The 22,757-nt window shown below is 59.2% G+C and carries 19 protein-coding genes; 16 read left to right on the top strand and 3 right to left on the bottom strand.

Going from position 1 to position 22,757, the window contains the following annotated elements:
• Positions 1 to 3,375 carry a response regulator gene (locus ACWJJK_RS04435; RefSeq protein WP_086132809.1) on the bottom strand — a complete coding sequence of 1,125 codons (3,375 nt, stop codon included), beginning with the start codon at positions 3,373 to 3,375 and terminating at the stop codon, positions 1 to 3.
• A gap of 224 nt (positions 3,376 to 3,599) precedes the next feature.
• Positions 3,600 to 4,448: a hypothetical protein gene (locus ACWJJK_RS04440; RefSeq protein WP_156880731.1), complete on the bottom strand. Its 849-nt coding sequence runs from the start codon at positions 4,446 to 4,448 to the stop codon at positions 3,600 to 3,602.
• 694 nt (positions 4,449 to 5,142) lie between these two features.
• On the opposite strand from ACWJJK_RS04440, the gene ACWJJK_RS04445 reads away from it, so the two are divergent.
• The 15 genes from ACWJJK_RS04445 to ACWJJK_RS04515 all read left to right on the top strand — a co-directional run bounded on the left by ACWJJK_RS04445 (position 5,143) and on the right by ACWJJK_RS04515 (position 19,693).
• Positions 5,143 to 6,375 (top strand): hypothetical protein, encoded by a 1,233-nt coding sequence (locus ACWJJK_RS04445; RefSeq protein WP_434114000.1) that lies wholly within the window; start codon positions 5,143 to 5,145, stop codon positions 6,373 to 6,375.
• 97 nt (positions 6,376 to 6,472) lie between these two features.
• On the top strand, positions 6,473 to 7,714 hold the full coding sequence (urtA, locus tag ACWJJK_RS04450; protein WP_434101849.1) for an urea ABC transporter substrate-binding protein: 1,242 nt from the start codon (positions 6,473 to 6,475) through the stop codon (positions 7,712 to 7,714).
• 329 nt (positions 7,715 to 8,043) lie between these two features.
• Positions 8,044 to 9,687: an urea ABC transporter permease subunit UrtB gene (urtB, locus tag ACWJJK_RS04455; RefSeq protein ID WP_454128686.1), complete on the top strand. Its 1,644-nt coding sequence runs from the start codon at positions 8,044 to 8,046 to the stop codon at positions 9,685 to 9,687.
• Positions 9,688 to 9,690: 3 nt separating this feature from the next.
• Positions 9,691 to 10,776, top strand: coding sequence for an urea ABC transporter permease subunit UrtC (gene urtC, locus ACWJJK_RS04460; protein WP_156880730.1), 1,086 nt, complete (start codon positions 9,691 to 9,693; stop codon positions 10,774 to 10,776).
• Positions 10,773 to 11,597, top strand: coding sequence for an urea ABC transporter ATP-binding protein UrtD (gene urtD, locus ACWJJK_RS04465; protein ID WP_156880729.1), 825 nt, complete (start codon positions 10,773 to 10,775; stop codon positions 11,595 to 11,597). Before urtC ends, urtD begins: the two co-directional genes overlap by 4 nt.
• Positions 11,597 to 12,376 carry an ABC transporter ATP-binding protein gene (locus ACWJJK_RS04470; RefSeq protein ID WP_077731672.1) on the top strand — a complete coding sequence of 260 codons (780 nt, stop codon included), beginning with the start codon at positions 11,597 to 11,599 and terminating at the stop codon, positions 12,374 to 12,376. Before urtD ends, ACWJJK_RS04470 begins: the two co-directional genes overlap by 1 nt.
• 112 nt (positions 12,377 to 12,488) lie before the next feature.
• Entirely contained in the window at positions 12,489 to 13,073 is a 585-nt protein-coding gene (locus ACWJJK_RS04475) for a HupE/UreJ family protein (RefSeq protein WP_156880728.1), read from the top strand.
• Positions 13,074 to 13,082: 9 nt separating this feature from the next.
• Positions 13,083 to 13,907, top strand: a complete 825-nt coding sequence (locus tag ACWJJK_RS04480) for an urease accessory protein UreD (RefSeq protein WP_156880727.1) — start codon at positions 13,083 to 13,085, stop codon at positions 13,905 to 13,907.
• A 223-nt stretch (positions 13,908 to 14,130) separates the two neighbouring features.
• A complete protein-coding gene (gene ureA, locus ACWJJK_RS04485) occupies positions 14,131 to 14,433 on the top strand; it encodes an urease subunit gamma (RefSeq protein ID WP_086132804.1) in 303 nt (100 codons plus the stop codon).
• 12 nt (positions 14,434 to 14,445) lie between these two features.
• Entirely contained in the window at positions 14,446 to 14,751 is a 306-nt protein-coding gene (locus tag ACWJJK_RS04490; RefSeq protein ID WP_156880726.1) for an urease subunit beta, read from the top strand.
• Complete coding sequence (ureC, locus tag ACWJJK_RS04495; RefSeq protein ID WP_077731676.1) at positions 14,748 to 16,451, top strand: urease subunit alpha; 1,704 nt, start codon at positions 14,748 to 14,750, stop codon at positions 16,449 to 16,451. The genes ACWJJK_RS04490 and ureC overlap by 4 nt, the downstream gene beginning before the upstream one ends.
• A gap of 10 nt (positions 16,452 to 16,461) precedes the next feature.
• Positions 16,462 to 16,902, top strand: coding sequence for an urease accessory protein UreE (ureE, locus tag ACWJJK_RS04500; RefSeq protein WP_156880725.1), 441 nt, complete (start codon positions 16,462 to 16,464; stop codon positions 16,900 to 16,902).
• Positions 16,877 to 17,566, top strand: a complete 690-nt coding sequence (locus tag ACWJJK_RS04505; protein ID WP_454128688.1) for an urease accessory protein UreF — start codon at positions 16,877 to 16,879, stop codon at positions 17,564 to 17,566. The genes ureE and ACWJJK_RS04505 overlap by 26 nt, the downstream gene beginning before the upstream one ends.
• 10 nt (positions 17,567 to 17,576) lie before the next feature.
• Positions 17,577 to 18,197 (top strand): urease accessory protein UreG, encoded by a 621-nt coding sequence (gene ureG / locus ACWJJK_RS04510; RefSeq protein WP_086135683.1) that lies wholly within the window; start codon positions 17,577 to 17,579, stop codon positions 18,195 to 18,197.
• A gap of 458 nt (positions 18,198 to 18,655) precedes the next feature.
• On the top strand, positions 18,656 to 19,693 hold the full coding sequence (locus ACWJJK_RS04515; RefSeq protein ID WP_077731681.1) for a cytochrome-c peroxidase: 1,038 nt from the start codon (positions 18,656 to 18,658) through the stop codon (positions 19,691 to 19,693).
• A gap of 124 nt (positions 19,694 to 19,817) precedes the next feature.
• Here the strand turns inward: ACWJJK_RS04515 and ACWJJK_RS04520 are convergent, their stop codons facing one another.
• Positions 19,818 to 21,086 carry a hypothetical protein gene (locus tag ACWJJK_RS04520; RefSeq protein ID WP_156880723.1) on the bottom strand — a complete coding sequence of 423 codons (1,269 nt, stop codon included), beginning with the start codon at positions 21,084 to 21,086 and terminating at the stop codon, positions 19,818 to 19,820.
• A 308-nt stretch (positions 21,087 to 21,394) separates the two neighbouring features.
• On the opposite strand from ACWJJK_RS04520, the gene tyrS reads away from it, so the two are divergent.
• Positions 21,395 to 22,603: a tyrosine--tRNA ligase gene (tyrS, locus tag ACWJJK_RS04525; protein WP_156880722.1), complete on the top strand. Its 1,209-nt coding sequence runs from the start codon at positions 21,395 to 21,397 to the stop codon at positions 22,601 to 22,603.
• Positions 22,604 to 22,757: the final 154 nt, after the last annotated feature.

The following is a 22,757-nucleotide window of genomic DNA, read 5'->3' on the forward strand; positions in this document are numbered from 1 at the left end:
TTAGACCTCGCTGAGTGTTTTCTTGATGTCGCCGAGACGGAACTCCCGCGAAAGCGCCTGGAGATGCTCGGCGAACGGGATGTAGCCGGCATCGCTTCCGGCCAGCGTGTCCAGGCGGTCCGCAAGGCCCCGAAGATCGCCGATGCGGGCGAATGCGGCCAGTTCTTCGAGGCAGTCGGGCGGCGGCCTTAACATCGGCTGCGCGGTGTCGGGGGCGGTTTCGATTTGCTCCGTATCCTCTCCCCGATAGAGCCAGTCGAGACTCAAATGCAGTTTGAGTTTGCGCAGGAGTTCTTCGATCTGAATCGGCTTGGCCAGGAAATCGTCGCAGCCGGCGGCGCTGGCCGAACGGCGGTCGCTTTGGTAGGCATTGGCGCTGACGACGATGATGGGGGTCTTGCATCCGGTCTGGCGCAGGCTGGCCGCCGCTTCGATGCCGGTCGTTCCGGGCATGATGATGTCCAGCAGAATCAGGTCCGGATTCCATTCCCTGGCCTTCGCCAGGCATTCTTCGCCGGAACCCGCTTCCTCGAGAACGAACCCCAAGGGGGTTAGCGCCGAGGTCAGAATGCCGCGATGCTCGGGTTGGTCGTCGACCACCAGGATCTTGCGGCGCGGACCGCGGTAACCCACGATGTCGCCTTCATCCAGAACCTCTTCCGCGCTGCGCAGGCTGGGAAGGAAAAGCCGGACGGCAAACGTGGAACCCTTTTGAGGCTCGCTCTCCACCGTCAGTTCGCCGCCCATGATTTGCGTGAGCATCTTGCTGATGGTGAGTCCGAGACCGCTGCCCGGAATGGCGTTGCCGCGGGCTCTGGGCAGGCGCCGGAAGGGCAGGAAGATGGTTTCGATCTGGTCCTGCGATATGCCTTCTCCGGTGTCCGTCACCTGGAACCGTGCGATTTCTCCGCTGTAGCCTACACGGAAAACGATTCCGCCCTCCTGGGTGAACTTCACGGCGTTGCTCAGCAGATTGATGAGAATCTGGCCCACTCGCTTTTCGTCGCCGCGAATCCGGCGCGGCAGCACATCGACGATCTGGCAACGGAAGGTCAGTCCTTTCGCTTCCGCCTGCGGCCGGAACATGCGCACCAATTGCTCGATGAACGCGGGAAAATCGATAGCCCCGTGCCGCAGCTCGATCTTGCGCGCCTCGATGCGGGCGATGTCGAGAATGTCTTCGATCAGGGAAGAAAGGTGTTCCCCGCTGCGCTGAATGATCTCCACCGCCTCCCGGCGATGGGCCGGGATGCTCGGATCTTTGCGCAGGATCTGGGCGTACCCGAGTATGCTGTTCAATGGCGTTCGAATCTCGTGGCTCATGTCGCTTACGAAGCGGCTCTTGGCCTGATTGGCGCGGTCGGCGGCCTCCCTCGTTTTCTGGAGCATGCTGTCGGTTTTGCGATGTTCCTCGATTTCCTTGAGCAGCAGGGCGGTTTGTTTCCCGGATTCCTCCTGCGCCACCTGACGGCTTTCGTTGTTGAGCACGATCCACCACGCGGCGAGGCCCAGGAAAACCAGCAGCGCCGAATAGACCTTGAGGAAATTGGCGAACAGCGCTTGAGATAAAGCCTCGTCCCCGGAAGCGGCTGCCAGGATATCCTGGTAATAGATCACACCTACGAAGACGCCGGTGAGCGCGGCGAGCAGCAGGTAAACGAGAGCGAACTGAATCAGGCGCAGCCTGAATTGCGGCGACAGGCACGAGGGCAGCCAGCGGCGGCTGGCCCGTTCGAGCTGGTCCTTGAGCCGCGCGTTCGGTTTGCAGGTGTCCAGGCAACGGGCATCCAGGGTGCAGCAGAGCGAGCAGATCGTTCCCTGATAGGCCGGGCAGTACGCCTTGTCTTCCAGTTCGAAATCGTTTTCGCAAATGCAGCATTTGGCATGGGGCGTGGTCGAGCCCCAGTCGTTGCGGTCTCTCGCCAGATAGTGGCGGCCTCGGGTCAGCCAAGCGATGACCGGCGTCAGCAGAAAAGCGGTCGCCAAAGCGATGAAGGCCGAAAATGCTTGCGGCAGCGCCCCGAACAACCCCGTGTAGGCTGCGGTCGAAATCGCCGAAGCACCGAGCGTGGACAGTACGCCGACCGGGTTGATGTCCGGCAGGTACGCTCGCTTGAATTCGACGAAAGGCGGACTCAGGCCCAGCGGCTTGTTGATCACCAGATCGGCCACCAGGGCGCCGATCCAGGCGATGGCGACGTTCGAAAACAGGCCGAGGACCCGCTCGAGCGCGCCGAAAACGCCGAGCTCCATGAGGAGCAGGGCGATCATCACATTGAAGACCAGCCAGACCACTCGACCGGGATGGCTGTGGGTCAGCCGCGAGAAGAAATTCGACCAGGCCAGCGAGCCCGCGTAAGCATTGGTGACATTGATCTTGAGTTGCGATACGACCACGAACAGTACCGTTGCCGCGAGCGCCAGCCTGCCGTCGTCGAACAGGTAGCCGTAGGCCACCCGATACATCTGGGTGGGTTCGTGCGCCCGCTCGCCGGCGATGCCGTGCTTGAGCGCCAGATACGCCAGGAAAGCGCCGCCCAGTTGCCGGGCCATGCCCAAAAAGATCCATCCGGGGCCGGCGATAATGGTGGCCGCCCACCACCGATATCGGTTGCGATGATTCTTTTCCGGCAGAAACCGTAGAAAGTCCACTTGCTCGCCGATTTGGGCCACCATGGAAAAGGCCATGGTCGCGGCCGTTCCGAACAGTATCCAGTCGAACTGCGCGCCGCGATTCTCGCTTCCGGGGAACAGGGCGAGTTCGGTCAGAGCCTCTGGTTCGCGCCAGATGACGGCCGCGTAGGGTGCGACAAGCAGCACGATCCACAACGGTTGGGTCCAGAGCTGAAGCCGGCTGATGGTGGTGACGCCGAAGGTGACGAGCGGAATGACCGAGAGGGCGCTGACGACATGCGCTGCGGCGATGGGAATGTCGAAGTACAGTTCCAGCGCCAGCGACATGATGGACGCTTCCAGCGCGAATAGGGTGAAGGTGAAGGAGGCGTAGATCAGCGAGGTCAGGGTCGAGCCGATATAGCCGAACCCGGCGCCGCGGGTCAGCAAGTCCATGTCGATGTTGTGTTTGGCGGCGTAGTAGCTGATCGGGAGCCCGGTGAGGAAAACGACGAGGCCCACCGCGATGATGGCCCAGCAGGCGTTGACGAATCCGTAGTTGATCGCGAGAAAACCGCCGATGGCTTCCAGAACCAGAAACGAAATCGAGCCGAAGGCGGTGTTCGCCACCCGGAACTCGGACCACTTCCGAAACGACCGCGGCGCGAACCGAAGCGCATAGTCTTCCAGGGTCTCGTTCGCGACCCAGGCGTTATAGTCGCGCCGTATCTTTACGATGGCCTGACGGCTCAATCCTTCCAAAGCGATGGTTTGCCTCTTGTCTGATCTTGTTGTTTTTATGCCGAGTGCAATTCCAATTTGTCGCTCGAATTCAACAAGGTGAGCAAATCACGTGCCGTTGAGTTGACTACAGGGAGAAGGCAGAAGAAGAGGGTGTTGCTGAACGGTCGCCGCCCCGATTTGGGGCGAAGACCGCAAGATTGCACGCTAAAAGGGCGGGTGGCGGCAGGAAGCCGGCGTCAGGCCTATTTCCGCTCGAAGCCGAAGTCGAGGATCACCGGGTTGCCGCGATTGTGAATGATGATCCGCTTGCGACCTTCCTCCGTATCGGTGTTGGTTTCAGTTGTTACCGGCGGCTCTTCGGGCGGGTTCGATTGGCCGTCTTCGGAGTTCCGCGCGTCCGGATTCGTGGGCCTATCCGTTTCCACGGGGAGAACGGGAAGCGCGCCGGTCGAGGCGCCGCTTTCGGACTTCGCCGGTTTTTCCGTGACTTCGATGCGTATCTCGGGCATCCAGGTGCTGGTGCTGGTCGACGAGGCTGCTTTTTTTCTCGGCACCTTCAGCTTGTCGAGAAGATTGAAGCAGACCGTTCCGATGTGATTCTCGTAAGTTTCCAGCAATGCCGGATCGCTCTTGATGCGGTTCGGATTCTTGATTTTCTCGTCGGCGATGAAATCCATGAAGAGGCTTACGGTTTCGGACGAACGCGCGGTGGATTTGAGCGTACAGGTTACCGGCAACACGTCCGCCTTTTGAAAATCGAGCGCGCGCGGGTCGGAATTGCCGATGCTGAACGAGAACCCGGTGGGCGTGCTCTTGTTCTCGATCCTGCCAACCCGTGCTTCCATCTCGTGAGTGGCGCCGGTTTCGCCGCTCTCGTCCAGGCCCGGCTCCACCGGATATCCCCAGGAACTCAGATTCATGCTGATCCGTTCGGCCATGGCTGCGGTTTGCTCCTCGTCCAGATTGTCCGGCGCCACGCGGAACAGAATCTCGCCCACCGATTCGGGCCGGAGCGGAGTGCCCTGGGGTTTCAAGCCGATGGAGCAGCCGGCGAGCAGGCTCATAGAAACGATCAGAAACGGAATACGCATATTGTTTTCATAAGATTAAGAGTGCTTACGGCGTCGGCGGCCAAGCCGGTTCGAGTTCTCTGAGCGGCCCGGCACCTAACGTCGGCAAAGGGTTGCCGACCTACGACCGTAGCCCTTGTAGGTCGGGAATCCCTCCCAATCGCAAACGGCGTCTTCGGGAGCGCCGAAGCCCCCCTTCCCGACGCTACACCCCAGCCGAGCGTCTTCGTCGGCAAAGGATTGCCGACCTACAATCGTGCACCTTGTAGGTCGGGAATCCCTTCCCAATCGCAAACGGCCATCCCAGCGCTCCTGGGATGACCGTTTGCGATTGGAGCGCCGAAGCCGCCCTTTCCGATCTTGGCGTTCCGGGTTGTTCGCCACTGCTTACACACCCTCCAAGTCGCCTGTAACCGGCCGCGAGTGCGCTGCCGAGACTCTAAGCCGATACCCCCCGCTCCGGGATACGTCATTTGACTGATTGTGACATATACCCCCCGGAAATCTAATTACCCCCGTGCCGACAACGAGTTAGCCGCAACGGCCGACTCCGTGAACAGCTCTTCGGATTCAACCGATAAGGATATTTGCCGCGCCCGATGAAAGGCCTTCGCCGACGGGGCGCGGACATCCGGGCGGCTCGCGACTACACCGGAAACGACCGGTGGCGCGGACCGCCCGCGGACCGACTTCAACGATCAGGGGGTTTCAAGTCATGAAGAATCGAACAACATGCGCGACGCAAGCGGATCGCCGCGGCTTGCGGATTGCGCTTTTGCCCGCCGCCTTGGCGGCGCTGACGACGGCGTACGCACCCGTGTCGCTTGGGGGAGCGACGTTCAAAATCGACGATACCAAGTGGGTGAGCATAGGCGCCGGCCTCAGAACGAGCTTTACCGCTACCGAGGAAGCCGCCAATGCGGGCAAATGGTCGAACGATTTCAATCTGGACAATATCCGTTTGTACCTGAACGGCCAGATTCACAAGTATTTCAAGATTGAGTTCAACACCGATTGCCAGACCTGCGGCGACGGCGGCGAGATGCGCATTCTCGACGCCATCGGCAAATTCGAATTCGATCCCATGTTCAATATCTGGATGGGCCGCATGCTGGTGCCCGCCGAGCGCCGCGAAATGAACGGACCGTTCTTCAGCGCCGTGTACAACATCTTCGGCGCCGGCACGCCCTTCGAGCCGGCGGACTTCAACACGACGATCCGATCCGACGGTACGTCCGCCGGCTCCTTCGGCCGCGACGACGGCGCCACCATCTGGGGTTCCTTCTTCGACGGCCGCCTGCAATACGCGGCGGGCTTTTTTCGTGGGCTCCGCAACGGCGCCAACGTCGACGACAACATCCTCTACGCCCAGCGCGTCGCCTACAACTTCCTCGACGTGGAAAAGAACCCCGGTTACTACACCAGCGGAACCTACTACGGCCAGGGCGGCGACATCCTGACCTTGGGCGTTTCCAACCAGTATCAGGAAGACGGCGCCGGGACGCGGAGCGATCCGGGCAATTTCCGCGGCACCGCGGTCGACGTTCTGTTCGAGAAGCCGTTGGGCGATATGGGCGTGGTGACCGTCAATGGCGAATACAAGAACTACGGCATCAAGGGCTACGGCATGGCGTCCAGGCTCGCGGGCGGCGGCTTCGCCATGTTCGAGGGCAACGCCTACGACGTAAGCGCCATGTACCTGCTTCCGCAAAAGGTGTGGGTCGGTCAATTCCAGCCTTACGTCCGCTATGTCAACGTCGATCCGATCAAAAGCGCCAGCCGCGACGTTTACGAAGCCGGCATCAATTACATCATCGACGGCCACAACGCCAAGATCATGCTGATGTACGAGTACGGCGATCTGCTCACCAAGGGGCTGGATTACACCTCGACCGCCGCGGGCGACGACGTCAGCTCGATCAAGCTGGGCTTCCAGTTGCAGATCTGATCACTCCTAGACACTCCATCAATTACTCGCGAGGTAACTATTCATGCCTGATTATGCAAGATCCTTACGACAGTTCTGTTTGGCTCTGTCGGCGGCCATGCTCCTTTTTGGTGCGGAGGCGCGCGCCGAAGACACGATCAAGGTGGGCATTCTCCATTCGCTCTCCGGCACCATGGCGATCAGCGAAACCACGCTGAAGGACACCATGCTGATGCTGATCGACGAGCAGAACAAGAAAGGCGGTTTGCTCGGCAAAAAACTGGAACCGGTGGTCGTCGATCCCGCTTCGAACTGGCCGCTGTTCGCCGAAAAAACGCGAGAGCTTCTGACCAAGGACAAGGTCGCCGCCATCTTCGGCTGCTGGACCTCGGTGTCCCGCAAATCGGTGCTGCCGGTGGTGGAGGAATTGAACGGCCTTCTCTTCTATCCGGTTCAGTACGAGGGTGAGGAATCGTCGAAGAACGTGTTCTATACCGGCGCCGCGCCCAACCAGCAGGCGATTCCCGCCGTCGATTACCTGATGAAGGAGCTGAAGGTCAAACGCTGGGTACTGGCCGGCACGGATTATGTATATCCGAGAACGACCAACAAGATTCTGGAGGCATATCTGAAATCGAAAGGCGTGAAGGACAAGGACATCATGATCAATTACACGCCGTTCGGCCATTCGGATTGGCAGAGCATCGTCGCGGACATCAAGAAGTTCGGTTCGGCGGGCAAGAAAACGGCGGTAGTGTCCACCATCAACGGCGACGCCAACGTGCCTTTCTATAAGGAGCTGGGCAATCAGGGCATTTCGGCCGAGTCGATTCCGGTCGTGGCGTTCTCGGTCGGCGAAGAGGAGCTGTCCGGCATCGACACCAAGCCTCTGGTCGGCCATCTCGCTGCCTGGAACTATTTCATGAGCGTCGATACGCCCGAGAATGCCGTGTTCATCACCAAATGGCACCAGTTCATCAAGAACCGGAGCCGGGTGACCAACGACCCGATGGAAGCGCATTACATTGGCTTCAACATGTGGGTCAAGGCGGTGGAAAAGGCGGGCACGACGGATACCGACGCGGTGGGCAAGGCGATCATCGGCATCGAGGCGCCGAACCTGACCGGCGGGACGTCGAAGATGCTTCCGAACCACCACATCACCAAGCCGGTGCTGATCGGCGAGATTCAGGACGACGGCCAGTTCCAGACCGTATGGCAGACCAAGAGTTTGGTCGAGGGCGACGCTTGGTCCGATTTTCTGCCGGAAAGCAAGCCGATCGTTGCCCAGTGGACGCCGCCGATCAATTGCGGCAACTACAACACCAAGACCAAGAAGTGCTCGGGTCAGAAGTATTGATCGATGGGGTTCCTTCTGGGGAAGGCCGACGCAAAATCTCTCCCTCTCCTGCCGGCTACGACAGCGGCGAAAGGAATGCGGGATAAGCGGGGGACGAGGTTTTGACTCGGGGTCCGTCGTAGGGTGGGTTAGGCACGCATTGCACTGAGCCTGCAATGTTCGCTGGTCGCGCAGCGCGCCGTAACCCACCGGATAAGGCCGCGGAATCGGTGGGTTACGGCGCGTTCATAGCCCGGTGACCGCCAGAAAACGTTTTCTGGTACGCGCCTAACCCACCCTACCGCGGCAGCATTCGCGACCAGACTTTGTTCAAGAATTCGGGAGACGAGATGAGACCTTTAATTTTCGGCATGAGCAGATGGTATATCGCCATGCTGATTATGATGATGCCGGGCCTGTGCAATGCGGCGGCGGAGCCGGGGGGACCGTTCGTCGACGCATTGGCCCGGCTCAAGGAGGCTCCTCTGACTGAATTGGGCGAAGCCGTCGATCGGCTCGCCGAAACCAAGGACCCGAGGGTCGCGCCCGTGTTGCGGGCTCTGCTCGACGGTCGGCTTTATTACCGCAAGGACGACGGCAGCGTCGTTTTCGGCGATCCGGCCGAGGACGGCCTGGCTATCGTGAACGTCCTCGACGGAGAAACTTTGGGCATAGTCGGCAAGTTCGATCTCAAGAAGGTCGGCGTCAACAATGCGCTGCGCACGAGTTTGCGCGAAACCCTCGGGCGGCTCGAATTGACGGCGGACGACCCTGTTCAGCGGCTCAAGGCGGTCGAGGCCATGAGCAAATCGCTGGACGAAGAAAACCTCGAACTGCTGCGGGCCCGACTGAATACCGAAACCGATGCCAAGGTGTCGGAAGCGATCGAAACGGCTCTGGCTCTGGCGGACCTCTCCAGCGAAGACAAGGGCGTGCGCATCGCCGCCATCAATGCCTTGCACGGCAGCCTCAATCCGGAGGCGCTCAACCGTCTGAATCAATTGCTGGAGAAGGACGACGAGGGACAATATCTTGAGCCCGACCCGGACGTTCGAAATTCGGCGCAGGTCGCCGTCAAATCCATCGAATCCAAGCTGGCGGTATATCGTGCGGCCGAGACAGTGTTTTTCGGTTTGAGCCTGGGAGCGGTGCTGGTGCTCGCCTCCATCGGTCTCGCGATCACCTTCGGCGTCATGGGCGTCATCAACATGGCCCACGGCGAATTGATGATGCTGGGCGCTTACACCACTTACGTGGTCCAGCAACTGATGCCGGGGCATCTGGACATTTCCTTGTTCGTGGCCATCCCGGCGGCATTTCTGCTGTCCGCGCTGGTCGGCATCGCCATCGAGCGCGGCATCATCCGGTTTCTCTACGGACGTCCTCTCGAAACCCTGCTGGCGACGTTCGGGGTGAGCCTGTTTCTTCAGCAGCTCGTCCGCACGATCTTTTCGCCTCTGAATCGCAGCGTCGCGACGCCGGCCTGGATGAGCGGTTCGCTGGAGATCAACGGCGCGCTGTCGCTGACCTTGAACCGGTTCTACATCCTGATGTTTTGCCTTCTGGTGTTCGCAGCCTTGCTGCAAGTCCTGAAACGTAGCCGGATCGGACTGGAAGTGCGGGCGGTCGCGCAAAACCGCGCCATGGCCAAAGCCATGGGCATTCCGACCGAGCGGGTCGATGCGCTGACCTTCGGGCTGGGCTCGGGCATCGCCGGAGTCGCCGGCGTGGCTCTCAGCCAGCTCACCAACGTGGGACCGAATCTCGGGCAGTCGTACATCGTGGATTCGTTCATGGTGGTGGTGTTCGGCGGCGTGGGCAACTTGTGGGGCACCCTGATTGGCGGATTTTCGCTGGGGATCGCCAACAAGCTGCTGGAACCCTACTCCGGCGCGGTGCTGGCGAAAATCCTGATGCTCGTGTTCATCATTCTATTTATCCAGAAGCGCCCGCGCGGTTTGTTTCCGCAGAAGGGCCGAGCAGCGGAGGCTTGATCCATGGCGTTCGGTTTATTGCGGAAATCTGCGGTCGACGTTCCGTTTCTGGCGGTGCTGGCGGCCATCACCGTGCTCGTTCCGCTAGCGAATCTGGCCTTGCCGGAATCGTCGCCCTTGCACCTTTCGACTTACACCGTGACCTTGGTGGGCAAATACTTGACCTACGCACTGCTGGCGCTGGCCGTGGACCTGGTTTGGGGCTATTGCGGCATCCTGAGCCTGGGCCACGGCGCTTTTTTTGCCTTGGGCGGCTATGCCATGGGCATGTATCTGATGCGGCAGATCGGCGAACGCGGCGTGTACGGCAATCCGGTTCTGCCGGATTTCATGGTCTTTCTCAACTGGCAGGAATTGCCCTGGTATTGGTACGGCTTCGATCATTTCTGGTTCTCTCTCCTCGTGGTGGCTTTGGCGCCGGGCCTGCTGGCCTATGTGTTCGGATGGCTTGCGTTTCGCTCGCGGGTGACCGGCGTCTATCTTTCCATCATCACTCAAGCGCTGACCTACGCCCTGATGCTGGCATTCTTCCGCAACGAGATGGGCTTCGGCGGCAATAACGGCCTGACCGATTTCAAGGACATCCTGGGTTTCAATTTGCAGTCCGACGGCACGCGCGCGGCGCTGTTCGCGGCTTCGGCGATTGCGTTGATGGGGGCGTACGCGGCCAGCCGCCTGGTGGTCGAATCGAAGCTTGGTCGGGTGGTCGCGGCGATCCGCGACGCCGAAAACCGCGTGCGCTTCCTGGGTTATCGGGTCGAACAGTTCAAGCTCTGGGTCTTCGTCTTTTCCGCGGTCCTCGCTGGCATCGCCGGGGCCTTGTACGTGCCCCAGGTCGGCATCATCAATCCCAGCGAATTTTCGCCGCTGAACTCGCTCGAGATCGTCGTCTGGGTCGCGGTCGGCGGTCGCGGAACGCTTTACGGCGCGGTGGTCGGCGCGATTCTGGTGAATTACGCCAAGACCGTGTTCACCGGCGTGCTGCCGGAAATGTGGCTGTTCGCCCTGGGGGCGATATTCGTACTGGTCACCTTATTGTTGCCGGAAGGCCTGACCGGGTTTTGGCGTCGAAAGGAGCAAGCCGCATGATCGCCGCAAACGCCGCAAAGGCTGCAATTCCAGGCACTCCGGTGCATGAGGAACCCGTCGCCGAACGCCGGATCGAGCCGGCGCACAAGCCGATACTCTATCTGGAAGAAGTCACGGTCAGCTTCGACGGATTCCGGGCGCTGAACGCGCTGACCCTGTACATCGACGAAGGCGAACTGCGCTGCATCATCGGGCCGAACGGCGCCGGCAAGACGACGATGATGGACGTCATCACCGGAAAGACCCGGCCGGACAAGGGTATGATCTATTTCGGCCAAACCCTGGATCTTTTGGAACTGGACGAGCCGGCCATCGCCGAAGCCGGCATCTGCCGGAAATTCCAGAAGCCCAGTGTGTTCGAGAAGCAAACCGTGTTCGAAAACCTGGAGCTGGCCATGCGCACCGACAAGCGGGTGTGGCCGACCCTGTTCGCGCGATTGACCGGGGAGCAGCGGGATGCGATCCACGAAGTGCTGGAGACCGTCGGCTTGACTGCCCACCGCGACCGGCGGGCCGGCGAGCTGTCCCACGGCCAGAAGCAATGGCTGGAAATCGGCATGCTGCTGATGCAGGAGCCCAAGCTGCTCTTGGTCGACGAACCGGTGGCGGGGATGACCCACCAGGAGACCGAACGGACCGCCGAGCTGCTGTTGTCGCTGGAAGGGAAGCACTCGGTCGTGGTGGTGGAGCACGACATGGAGTTCGTGCGTTCGATTGCCCGCAAGGTCACCGTGCTGCACGAAGGCTCCGTATTGACCGAGGGCCGCATGGACGAGGTGCAGAACGATCCGCGCGTCATCGAAGTCTATTTGGGGGCCTGATGCTGAGCGTTGCCGCACTGAATCAATACTACGGCGAAAGCCACACGCTCTGGGATCTGAGTCTCGATATTCCGGCCGGGTCCAGCGTGGCCTTGATGGGGCGGAACGGCGTCGGCAAGACCACGCTGCTGAAATGCATCATGGGGCTGCTGCCCTCGCGCTCGGGCGAGATTCGCTATGAGGATCGTTCGCTGACTGCGCTCCGAGCGGAACGCCGCGCGGAGCTCGGAATCGGATATGTCCCGCAGGGGCGGGAAATCTTTCCCATGCTGACCGTGGAGGAAAATCTCAGGACCGGACTCCGGGCGCGCGGCGACAAGTCCAAACGCATCCCTGAGGAAATCTTCGAGATCTTCCCGGTGCTCAAGACCATGCTGCGCCGCCGGGGCGGCGATCTTTCCGGCGGTCAGCAGCAGCAACTCGCCATCGGCCGGGCGCTGGTGCTGAGACCCAAGCTGCTGATCCTCGACGAACCCACCGAGGGCATACAGCCCAACATCGTCAGCGAAATCGGCGACGTGATCATCCGCCTGAACCGGGCGCGGGGGAAGGAGGTCCATTTCGAGAAACGCGAGCCGTCGATGGCGGACGAGATCCGCGATGCCATCGTCCGCGTCAACCGGGAAATGGGGGTAACGGTTCTCCTCGTGGAACAGAAACAGCATTTCGTAAAGCGCGTGGCCGACCGGTTCCTGGTCATGGACAAGGGACGCATCGTCGCCGGCGGAGCCATGGCGGAATTGACGGAAGATTTGGTGCGGCGATATCTGACCGTGTAGCTTAGAGTCCATCTCAGTAGCCCGTTCGCCCTGAGCTTGTCGAAGGGTTTTTGGGACCTACTGGGAAGGGCCTTGGTAGATCCATTACCGATTTCGATTTTTGGGAGAATTTATGAGTAAGCGGTTTTTCCACAGCCTGGCGGTTATCGTGAGCTTGGGCACACTGCCCGTAGGCGTGTTCGCCCACACCGGAGCGGGTTCGATACACGGGTTTACCGCCGGATTCGCGCATCCCTTCATGGGACCGGACCATCTGCTGACCATGCTCGCAGTCGGTTTTTGGGCTGCCGCATTGGGCGGTCGCGCCTTGTTGCTCGTACCGCTATCCTTCGTTACCGTGATGGCGGTCGGGGCGGGTCTACAGCATTTCGGTTTGGTTTTGCCGTCCGCCGAGATGGCGGTGGCGCTTTCGGTCGCCGTGATGGGTCTGATTTTCGTCGTCAACTGGCGCGCGGGCTGCGGTCTCGCGGGGGCTTTGGCGGCGGGGTTCGCGCTTTTCCACGGGTATGTCCATGCCGAGGAGATCGGGCGGGACATGGGCGCGTTTCACTACGCCGGGGGATTTTTGATCGCGACCGCAGTCTTGCACGGATTGGGTATGCTGCTCGGTGCGGCCGTCGGCAGGCTCGATTTGCTGCGTAAGGCGCTTGGAGCGTTTTGCGCGGGGGTGGGGGTCTACCTTCTGGCGGGAAGCTAGGCGGCTCGCTTGTCGGTACAAGATGTCGCAGAAACGGGTTGGGAGGCCGAACTCAAGCTCGGTTTCGAATCCCGAGGCGACAGGACCGTCCTGGCGGAGCGGCGGCACCGCGGCCCGCTTGCGGTGCAAAGGCCGTTTTATCCGGAAGGCGGGGTTTGCCACGTGTATCTTCTGCATCCGCCGGGCGGCGTCGTCGGGGGCGATCGTCTGGACATTCGGGCAACGGCCGGAAAGGAGAGCAGGGCTCTGATCACCACGCCCGCTGCGGGAAAGTTCTATCGGAGCGAGGATATGCCGGCACGGCAGACGGTGCGTTTGGCGGTGAACGACGTTGCTGCGCTCGAATGGCTTCCGCAGGAGTCGATTTTCTATCGTGGGGCTCGCGTCGTTTCGGAGGTGGACGTGGACTTGGCGGAAACAGCGCGGTTCATAGGCTGGGAAAGCTTTTGCTTCGGCCGGCCGGCGAGTGGCGAAACGTTCGATCGGGGAAGGGCTGCGTTTCGCTGGTCGGTGCGGGTGAGCGGACGGCCGCTGCTGATCGAACGGTTCGAGGTGGATGAGGAGGTTTTGAACGCGAACTGGGGCTTGCAGGGGCAGCCGATAGCCGCAAGCTTGTTCGCCTATCCCGCGCTTCCGAAAAATCTGGAGTCGGTGCGGGCAATCGCGGGCGATCGAGCCGGCTTCGGAGCCACGCTGATCGACGGTTTGCTGGTGTGCCGGGCACTGGACAGTCAGATCGAACCGCTGCGCCGGCTGTTGGTCGAGTTGTGGCGGGCCGTTCGTCCGGACGTCATCGGCCGGAAGGCATGCTTGCCGAGGATTTGGGCGACTTGACGACCTTTAAATGTAGGGTGGGTTAGGCACGCTTTCCGATTACCTTTCCGGTTGAGACGCGAGTTTGATGCGTGCCGTAACCCACCGGCGACGTTCGGGGCAAGCTCAAAGGCTAATCTGATGGGTTACGACGCGCACGAAGGTAGTGTAAAGGGAAGGGTCAAAGGAGGCGCGTCTAACCCACCCTACCCATGAATTTTCGTTTTTGAATGTAGTACCGGCCATGCAATTAACCCCACGAGAAAAAGACAAACTGCTCCTCTTCACCGCCGCGCTGCTCGCCGAGCGGCGCAAGGCCAAGGGATTGAAGCTCAATTACCCGGAAGCGGTGGCCTATCTCAGCGCCGCCATCATGGAAGGCGCGAGGGAAGGGCGCAGCGTCGCGGAACTGATGGAATACGGACGCACTCTGCTGAGCCGGGACGATGTGATGGACGGCGTGGCGGAGATGATTCCGGAGGTGCAGGTGGAGGCGACGTTTCCGGACGGCACCAAGCTGGTGACGGTTCACAATCCGATTTTGTAGGGGGGAGACTCGATGATACCCGGAGAAATCATCGTCGAAGACGGCGAGATCGAGCTGAACGCGGGACGCGAGGCTATTACCGTGGTCGTGGCGAATACCGGCGATCGGCCGATCCAGGTGGGCTCCCATTATCACTTCCTCGAGGCCAATTCGGCCTTGCGTTTCGATCGGGATCTGGCGCGGGGCTATCGGCTGGACATCCCGGCGGGCACTGCGGTGCGCTTCGAGCCGGGCCAGACGCGCGAGGTGCGATTGGTTCCGTTCGCGGGCAAGCGCCGCGTTTACGGGTTTCAACAGAAGATCATGGGGGTCATATGAGCCGGATCGGGAGGCAAGCCTATGCCGAAATGTTCGGTCCGACCACCGGGGACCGGGTGCGGCTGGCCGATACGGAGCTTTTCATCCAGGTTGAGGAAGACCGGACGGTTTACGGCGACGAAGTGAAGTTCGGCGGCGGCAAGGTGATCCGCGACGGTATGGGGCAAAGCCAATGCACGTCGGAAACCGCGGTGGACACGGTCATCACCAATGCGCTGATCGTGGACCATTGGGGTATCGTCAAAGCCGATGTCGGCATCAAGAACGGGCGGATCGCCGGGATCGGCAAGGCGGGCAATCCGGACACCCAGGCCGGCGTCGACATCGTTGTCGGGCCCGGCACCGAAGTCATCGCGGGCGAGGGCCAGATTCTCACGGCGGGCGGCATCGACGCGCATATCCATTTCATCTGTCCGCAGCAAATCGAAGAAGCCCTGATGTCCGGCATCACCACCATGATCGGCGGCGGCACGGGCCCCGCAACCGGCACCAACGCCACCACCTGTACGCCGGGACCTTGGAACATCCATCGCATGCTGCAGTCGGTGGACGGCTTGCCGGTGAACATCGGCTTTCTCGGGAAAGGCAATGCCAGTCTGCCGGAGGCGCTGGAGGAGCAGCTTCGCGCCGGGGCGATGGGATTGAAGCTGCACGAAGACTGGGGCACGACGCCGGCCGCTATCGATTGCTGCCTCTCGGTTGCCGATCGTTTCGACGTGCAGGTGGCGATTCATACCGACACCTTGAACGAATCCGGCTTCGTAGAAGACACGATCGCCGCGTTCAAGGGGCGCACCATTCATACCTATCACACCGAAGGCGCCGGCGGTGGCCATGCCCCGGACATCATTAAAGCCTGCGGCGAAGCCAACGTGCTGCCCTCCTCCACCAATCCCACCCGACCCTATACAGTCAATACGGTGGACGAACATCTCGACATGCTGATGGTCTGCCATCACCTGGACCCGAGCATTCCCGAGGACGTCGCTTTCGCGGAATCCCGCATCCGCCGGGAGACGATCGCTGCCGAGGACATTCTGCATGATCTCGGAGCATTCTCCATGATCTCGTCCGATTCGCAGGCCATGGGACGGGTGGGAGAAGTGATCACGCGCACCTGGCAAACCGCCCACAAAATGAAGATTCAGCGGGGCAGTCTTCCGAAAGATCCGGCACGGCACGACAATTTCCGCGTGAAGCGCTACATCGCGAAGTACACCATCAACCCGGCCATCAGCCACGGCATCGCCCACGAGGTGGGTTCGGTGGAAGTCGGCAAGCTGGCCGATCTGGTGCTGTGGCCGCCCGCTTTCTTCGGCGTGAAGCCCAGTCTCATCATCAAGGGCGGGATGATCGCCGCCGCGCCCATGGGCGATCCCAACGCTTCGATTCCGACGCCGCAGCCGGTACATTATCGCCCCATGTTCGGCGCCTACGGCGGCGCTTGCCAGGCCACCTCGATGACCTTTCTATCGAAGGCGGCGGCCGAAGCAGAGGTTGCGAAACGTCTTGGACTTCAAAAGCTCGTCGGCGTCGTTTCGAATACCCGAAGCATCGGTAAAGGCAAGCTGGTTCACAACGACTACATGCCGCGAATCGAAGTCGACCCGCAAACCTATGCGGTGCGCGCGGACGGCGTATTGCTGGCCTGCGAGCCGGCGAACGTGCTGCCCTTGGCCCAACGGTACTTCCTGTTTTGATTCTTGGGGCATGACTAGACTCACAGAATTCGCCCCGCCGGGAGCGGAGCATCACGACACCCTGACCCTGCTTTACGAGGCTCGCCAGAAATCCCGTTTGCTGGTACGCCTGGACAGCGGGGCCGAAGCAGGCGTTTTTCTCCCTCGCGGTACCGTTCTTCGCGACGGCGACCGTTTGCTAGCCGATGATGGCCGCGTGGTGTTGGTGCGCGCGGCGGCGGAGCCGGTATCGGTGGTACGGACCGCCGATGCCCTATTGTTCGCACGCGCCTGTTACCACTTGGGCAACCGGCATGTCGCTTTACAAATCGATAGTGGGGAACTGCGTTATCTGCGGGATCACGTCTTGGACGACATGGTGCGAGGATTGGGGCTCACGATCAAGCATGCGTTGATGCCTTTCGAACCGGAACGCGGGGCTTATCATGGGGCTCACAACCATGATCACTGATCTGGGGCTGGTGAGACTGCTGCAACTGGTCAGTCCGGCGCTGCCCATCGGCATGTACAGCTATTCGCAAGGCCTGGAGCGCGCGGTGGAGGATGGTTGGATCGGAAATGAGCGGCAGGCGGGCGAGTGGATTGCCGGCATTCTGGAACGCTGTCAAACCAGAACCGATTTGCCGTGTCTGTCGCGCCTCTACGATGCCTGGGCTGAAGGCGATGTGGCCTCGGTCGAGCGCTGGAGCATCCATCTTCTGGCCTGCCGAGAGACGAGCGAGTTGCGGGCGGAGGACCGGCAGAGTGGACAGGCCTTGGTGAGACTTCTCGTCGGCTTGAGCGTCGAGAGGGCAGAGGCCTGGATACGGCACCCGTCCGCCACTCTCGCCACGGGTTTCAGCTTGGCGGCGGTAAGCTGGAAGATCCCGAAGTTCGAAGCATTGCTGGGTTACCTTTGGAGTTGGCTGGAAAACCAGGTTTTGTGCGCGGTCAAGCTCGTGCCCTTGGGCCAGGCGGCGGGACAGCGGCTGCTAAGCCAACTGGCGGAACATCTTCCGGAGCGAGTGAAGACAGCGCTCGATCTGAGCGATAACGAGATCGGCGGGAGTGCCTTCGGCCTGGCTCTAGCCAGCAGCCGTCACGAGGTGCAGTACTCGCGATTATTCCGTTCATAAGAGCAACGAAATGACTGATCAATATCGGCACGTATTGAGAGTGGGCGTCGGCGGTCCGGTGGGTTCGGGCAAGACCGCGCTGGTGGACGCCTTGTGCAAGCTGATGCGGGAGCGCTATGAGATTGGCGTGGTGACCAACGACATCTACACGAGGGAAGACCAGCAATTCCTGATCCGCAGCCAGGCGTTGCCCGAAGAGCGCATTCTGGGCGTGGAAACCGGCGGCTGCCCCCATACGGCGATCCGGGAGGACGCTTCGATGAACCTCGCAGCGGTGGATGATCTATGCCATCGCTTCCCGGAGCTGGATTTCGTGCTGGTCGAAAGCGGCGGCGACAATCTGAGCGCCACCTTCAGTCCGGAATTGGCCGATCTCACCATTTATGTCATCGACGTGGCCGCCGGGGACAAGATTCCTCGTAAGGGCGGGCCGGGCATTACCCGCTCGGATCTCCTGGTCATTAACAAGATCGATCTCGCGCCCTATGTCGGGGCTTCTTTGGACGTTATGGAGCGCGACGCCAAGAGGATGCGCGGCGAGCGGCCATTCGTCTTCACCAATCTCAAGACGGGCGAGGGACTGGAGAGCGTTGCGGATCTCGTGGTCCGCCAGGGGATGCTGCACGACTAGTGCGTTTTTATCTCGCTCATACGGCATAACAGGCTTGGCGGACGTCGTTGGCGCCATCGGCCAGGGTAAATCGACTCAAGTATTCGTAGGTCGGCAATCCTTTGCCGACGGCGCCGCCCGGCCGATGGGTTCGTCGGCAAAGGATTGCCGACCTACTCGCGAGTTCCCGCAGGGTAGGTACGAAAATGCTCTGGCTGGTTGCCGCGGATCGTACCCTACCCTAACCGTCTTCTTTCGGCCTAAGCGATCCGCGTAGCGAAACCCTCGGCGATATTTCCTGCCTCGTCCGTTTCTTACCGTTCCGAAGGTTCGAGCCTTCGCGCTCGTGCGGTTCCGTGCTTCCGGTTGCAATTGTCAAAGTAATTCAATATAAGGGTTTTCCCCTATCTCCATAGAGCGATGCGACGGCCTTTCCGTCGCCGAAGAACCCAATAAATAGAAGAGAGGAGCAGCATTCTATGTTTAAGCTGAATCTACTAATCAGTGCTCTGGCACTGGCAGGGGCATCGATGACTGCTGCGGCGGTCGAGTGGCAAGCTTTGCCCGGCAAAGCGCCGGAGCCCGCGGATAATCCGAGCACGCCCGCTAAAGTCGAATTGGGCAAAATGCTCTATCACGACCCCCGTTTGTCCTCTAGCGGCACGGTGTCATGCAGTTCTTGCCACAATGTGATGGGCGGCGGCGAGGATAACCGCGGCGGCTCCGTAGGCGTGCGCGGACAGGTGGGTGGGCGCAGCGCCCCGACCGTTTGGAACTCTGCCTTCAATTCTGTGCAATTCTGGGATGGGCGGGCACCGAGCCTCGAAGCGCAAGCCAAGGGGCCGGTTACCAATCCGATCGAAATGGGCATGAAAAGCTGGGACGACGTGGTTGCCCGCTTGAAATCCATTCCGGGTTATGTACAGGCGTTTTCCGCTGCTTTCGGCGGTGCCGATTCCGTTACCGCCGATAACGCCGCCAAGGCGATCGCCGCCTACGAGCGGACTCTGATTACGCCGAACAGCGCTTATGACCGATACGTCAACGGCGATAAGAATGCTATGACCGCGCAGCAGGTGCGGGGCATGAATACTTTTGCCGAAGTCGGTTGCAGCAGCTGTCATTCGGGGCCCGCTTTCAATGGCCCGCAATTGCCTGAGGGTACGGGTTTCTTCATGAAGTTTCCCACTTATCAGAATGGTTATCTCGAAGCCCAATACGATTTTTCCAAGGATTTGGGCCGTTACGATGTGACCAAGAACGAAGCCGACAAGCACATGTATAAGGTGCCGACGCTGCGCAACGCCGCCTTGACTGCACCGTACTTCCACAACGGCAAAGTCAAGAACTTGGAGGACGCCGTTAAAGTCATGGCCAAGCTTCAGTTGAACAAAGATCTGACGCCGGAGCAAACCGGGGATCTTGTAGCTTTCCTCAATGCTCTGACCGGCGAGTTCCCGAAGCAGGAAATGCCGCGCCTGCCGAGCTATGCGGACAAGACGTTCAATTACGAATAACCGCAACGGTCGGCGTTTAGCAAAAAGCCAGCTCGCTTCGAGCTGGCTTTTTTATTTGCGCGCGCCGGACATCGCTATATTCACGACAGGGATAATTACTTCGTCTATGACGCCTTAAGGGGGATTACGGCTGATAGAGACTGCAAGCTAGGATTCGCTCTTCGATCTGCTGTTTCAACGCATTGAATTCCGGACTTTGGATGTCCTTGAAACGTTGCGCGAAATCGGCGGGGCTCAAATTTTCCGGCAAGTCTTTGATGTTCGGCATAAACAAGGATTCGTCGGCACTCTGGCTCAGAATATTCTGAACTCTGCGTGCCTTTTCTTCCGAGCGTACTGCGGTCTTGCCGAACAGTGTGCCGGCATGATCGGCGGCTAAATCGGTGAAACTGAAACCGCTGCCACTGTGGGTATCATTCATTTCTTTGGCGAGGCCGATCATGTTCGCCAAGGTGCTGTGGCCGGACATCGCCAACGCCGCTGACGCCATGAAGTGTTGGGCGGTATCCGTGCGACGGTTAAGGAGAACCTCGCGCCGGGAAGGAATTACCGGTTGGTGATTTAACGGAAGCCACTGAACGATGTTTTTACCGTTAACGTATGCGCTCAAAACTAAGATAAGCGCGCGGTTTTCCGCGATAGGGTCGCCGTTACCTTCGGATCTGCTCTTGGCCAAGGCGAATAGTTGTTGCATCAAAGAGCCGAGTCGTATGAATCGCTTCAGTTGCGATTGATTGATGGTTTCGGCGAGCTTGTCGTTGTAAACCAATAATCGTTCTTTATCGGCCAAATCCGTTATTAAGCCCTTGGCCTGGCTCAATGCGTCGCGGTTCCAGTTGACAGCCACCTGTAGCTGCCCATCGACAATGCGGATTTCCTTGACCAATTGATGACCGACCTGGCTATATCGAAATAGCGGCGTAAAGTTCAAGAAACCGTTCAATAGCCATTTGACCACCACTCTGGGCATGGCCAAACGGCCGAGTTTGACCTGCTTGATGACCGCATGCGGTTCGGCATCATCGGCGATGACTCTGAAATTGAGAAAAAGCGGAGTCAAATTTGTCGGCAACCGAATGGTTGCAATGAGTTTCAATCGGTTTTTTCTGATCGTGCAATTGGCATGGCCTTCTAATTTCTTTTTAAGAAGAGCGAAGTTAGCGGCGGCGGTCAGATCGTTGGCCGTCAGAACGATCAATCGCTCAGGATTGTCAGTCTGCGTGAGCTGAACCGTCGTGCTGAGCAGTTGACGAGTTCTGGCCAGATATTCGTAGGTGGGATCTTGGTTCGGCGGCACCAATGGCTTGGTTTCTATGCTCAATGCGAGCAGAACGAGAAGCGTCAAAACCGCCGGAATGACGAGATAGCGGCTAATAAAGTGAACTTGAGTCATGACGCGAGGTAGAGAATCAGGTTGGTCAAATTATCTATCTACCTGCTGGCGAAGGTCCTAAACGTTGTATGCTCGATCGATTGTATTTGTTAAGCGGTTGCTGGCACTGGTATAGAATCACCCATACTTCGACAAGTCTAATGAAAAATGCTCCAAATCGCACGGACGATGGCCGGATTTCATTGACATCCGCAAGCGAAGCATCGACTCGGCTTGTGCAGACTTCCAACCAATTCTGAGCGACGCAAATCTGTCCGCTGTTTTACAATTCGTGGTTTTTTATCCAAAACGATCAACAGGGTTTCTCTATGTCTGTCGACGAAGCATTAGCATTGATTGGACGAGGCACGGCGGAGATCATCAGAGAAGATGAACTAATCAAGAAGTTGGGCGAAAGGCGCCCTCTGCGCGTAAAAGCCGGCTTCGATCCCACGGCACCGGATCTGCATCTCGGGCACACGGTTCTTTTGAACAAGTTGAAACAGTTTCAGGATCTGGGGCATGAGGCCATATTCCTCATCGGCGACTTTACCGGAATGATCGGCGATCCCACCGGAAAAAATGCTACCCGGAAACCTTTGACCCGCGACCAGGTCATCGAGAATGCCCGGACGTACGAGGAGCAAATTTATAAAATTTTGCACCCCGAAAAGACCCTGGTTATGTTCAATTCCAGTTGGATGAACGCCATGACCTCGGCGGAGTTGATTCAGTTGGCCGCTAAACACACTGTCGCACGAATGCTGGAGAGGGATGACTTCAACAATAGATATAAGAGCGGACAGCCGATAGCGATCCATGAATTTCTCTATCCGCTCATTCAGGGGTACGACTCGGTCGCTATGAAGGCTGATGTTGAATTGGGTGGGACGGACCAAAAATTCAATCTGTTAGTCGGACGCCAATTGCAGGAGGCGTTCGGGCTGAATCCTCAAGTCGTTATCACGATGCCGATCCTAGAAGGATTGGACGGCGTGCAGAAAATGTCGAAGTCGCTGGGCAACTACGTCGGAATTGCCGAGCCATCTGATGAAATGTTCGGAAAGCTGATGTCGATATCCGACGATTTGATGTGGCGTTACATGGAGCTGCTGAGTTTTATCCCGTTATCTGAGATCGGCACTTGGAAACGGCACTGCAGTGAGGGAGCGAATCCGCGCGATTACAAAGTTAGATTCGCGCAAGAAATCGTGGCTAGGTTTCATGGATCGACTTCGGCCAAGAGTGCTTTGGAGAATTTTGAGGCCCGCTTTAAGCAGGGTTTGATTCCTGAAGATCTCGAAGAGCAGGAGCTGACAGTGGGGGAAGCCGGCTACCCGATAGCGAATCTTCTTAAAGACCTGGGGCTGGCTTCTAGCACCTCGGAATCGAACCGCCTCATTCTTCAAGGCGGCGTAAAAGTTGACGGGGAGAAGATCTCTGACCGACAGGTCGCCTTGAAAGCAGGGGCGTCTTACATCGTCCAGGTAGGAAAACGGAAAATCGCAAAAGTTAAATTATTAAACCCGAGCAGTTGACAGGGTGGGTGGGTTAGGGAATAATGTGCAGCTCTTCCGGTGCTGGCGGTTTTGAGTGCCGCGGGTGGCGGGGAGGGAGAGAGGGGTTGACACGGAATGGAAAGTCTTTATAATGATCCTTCTTTGCGGCGGACGCCGAAAGCTCTTTAACAGA

The organism is Methylocaldum gracile, from assembly GCF_053646815.1.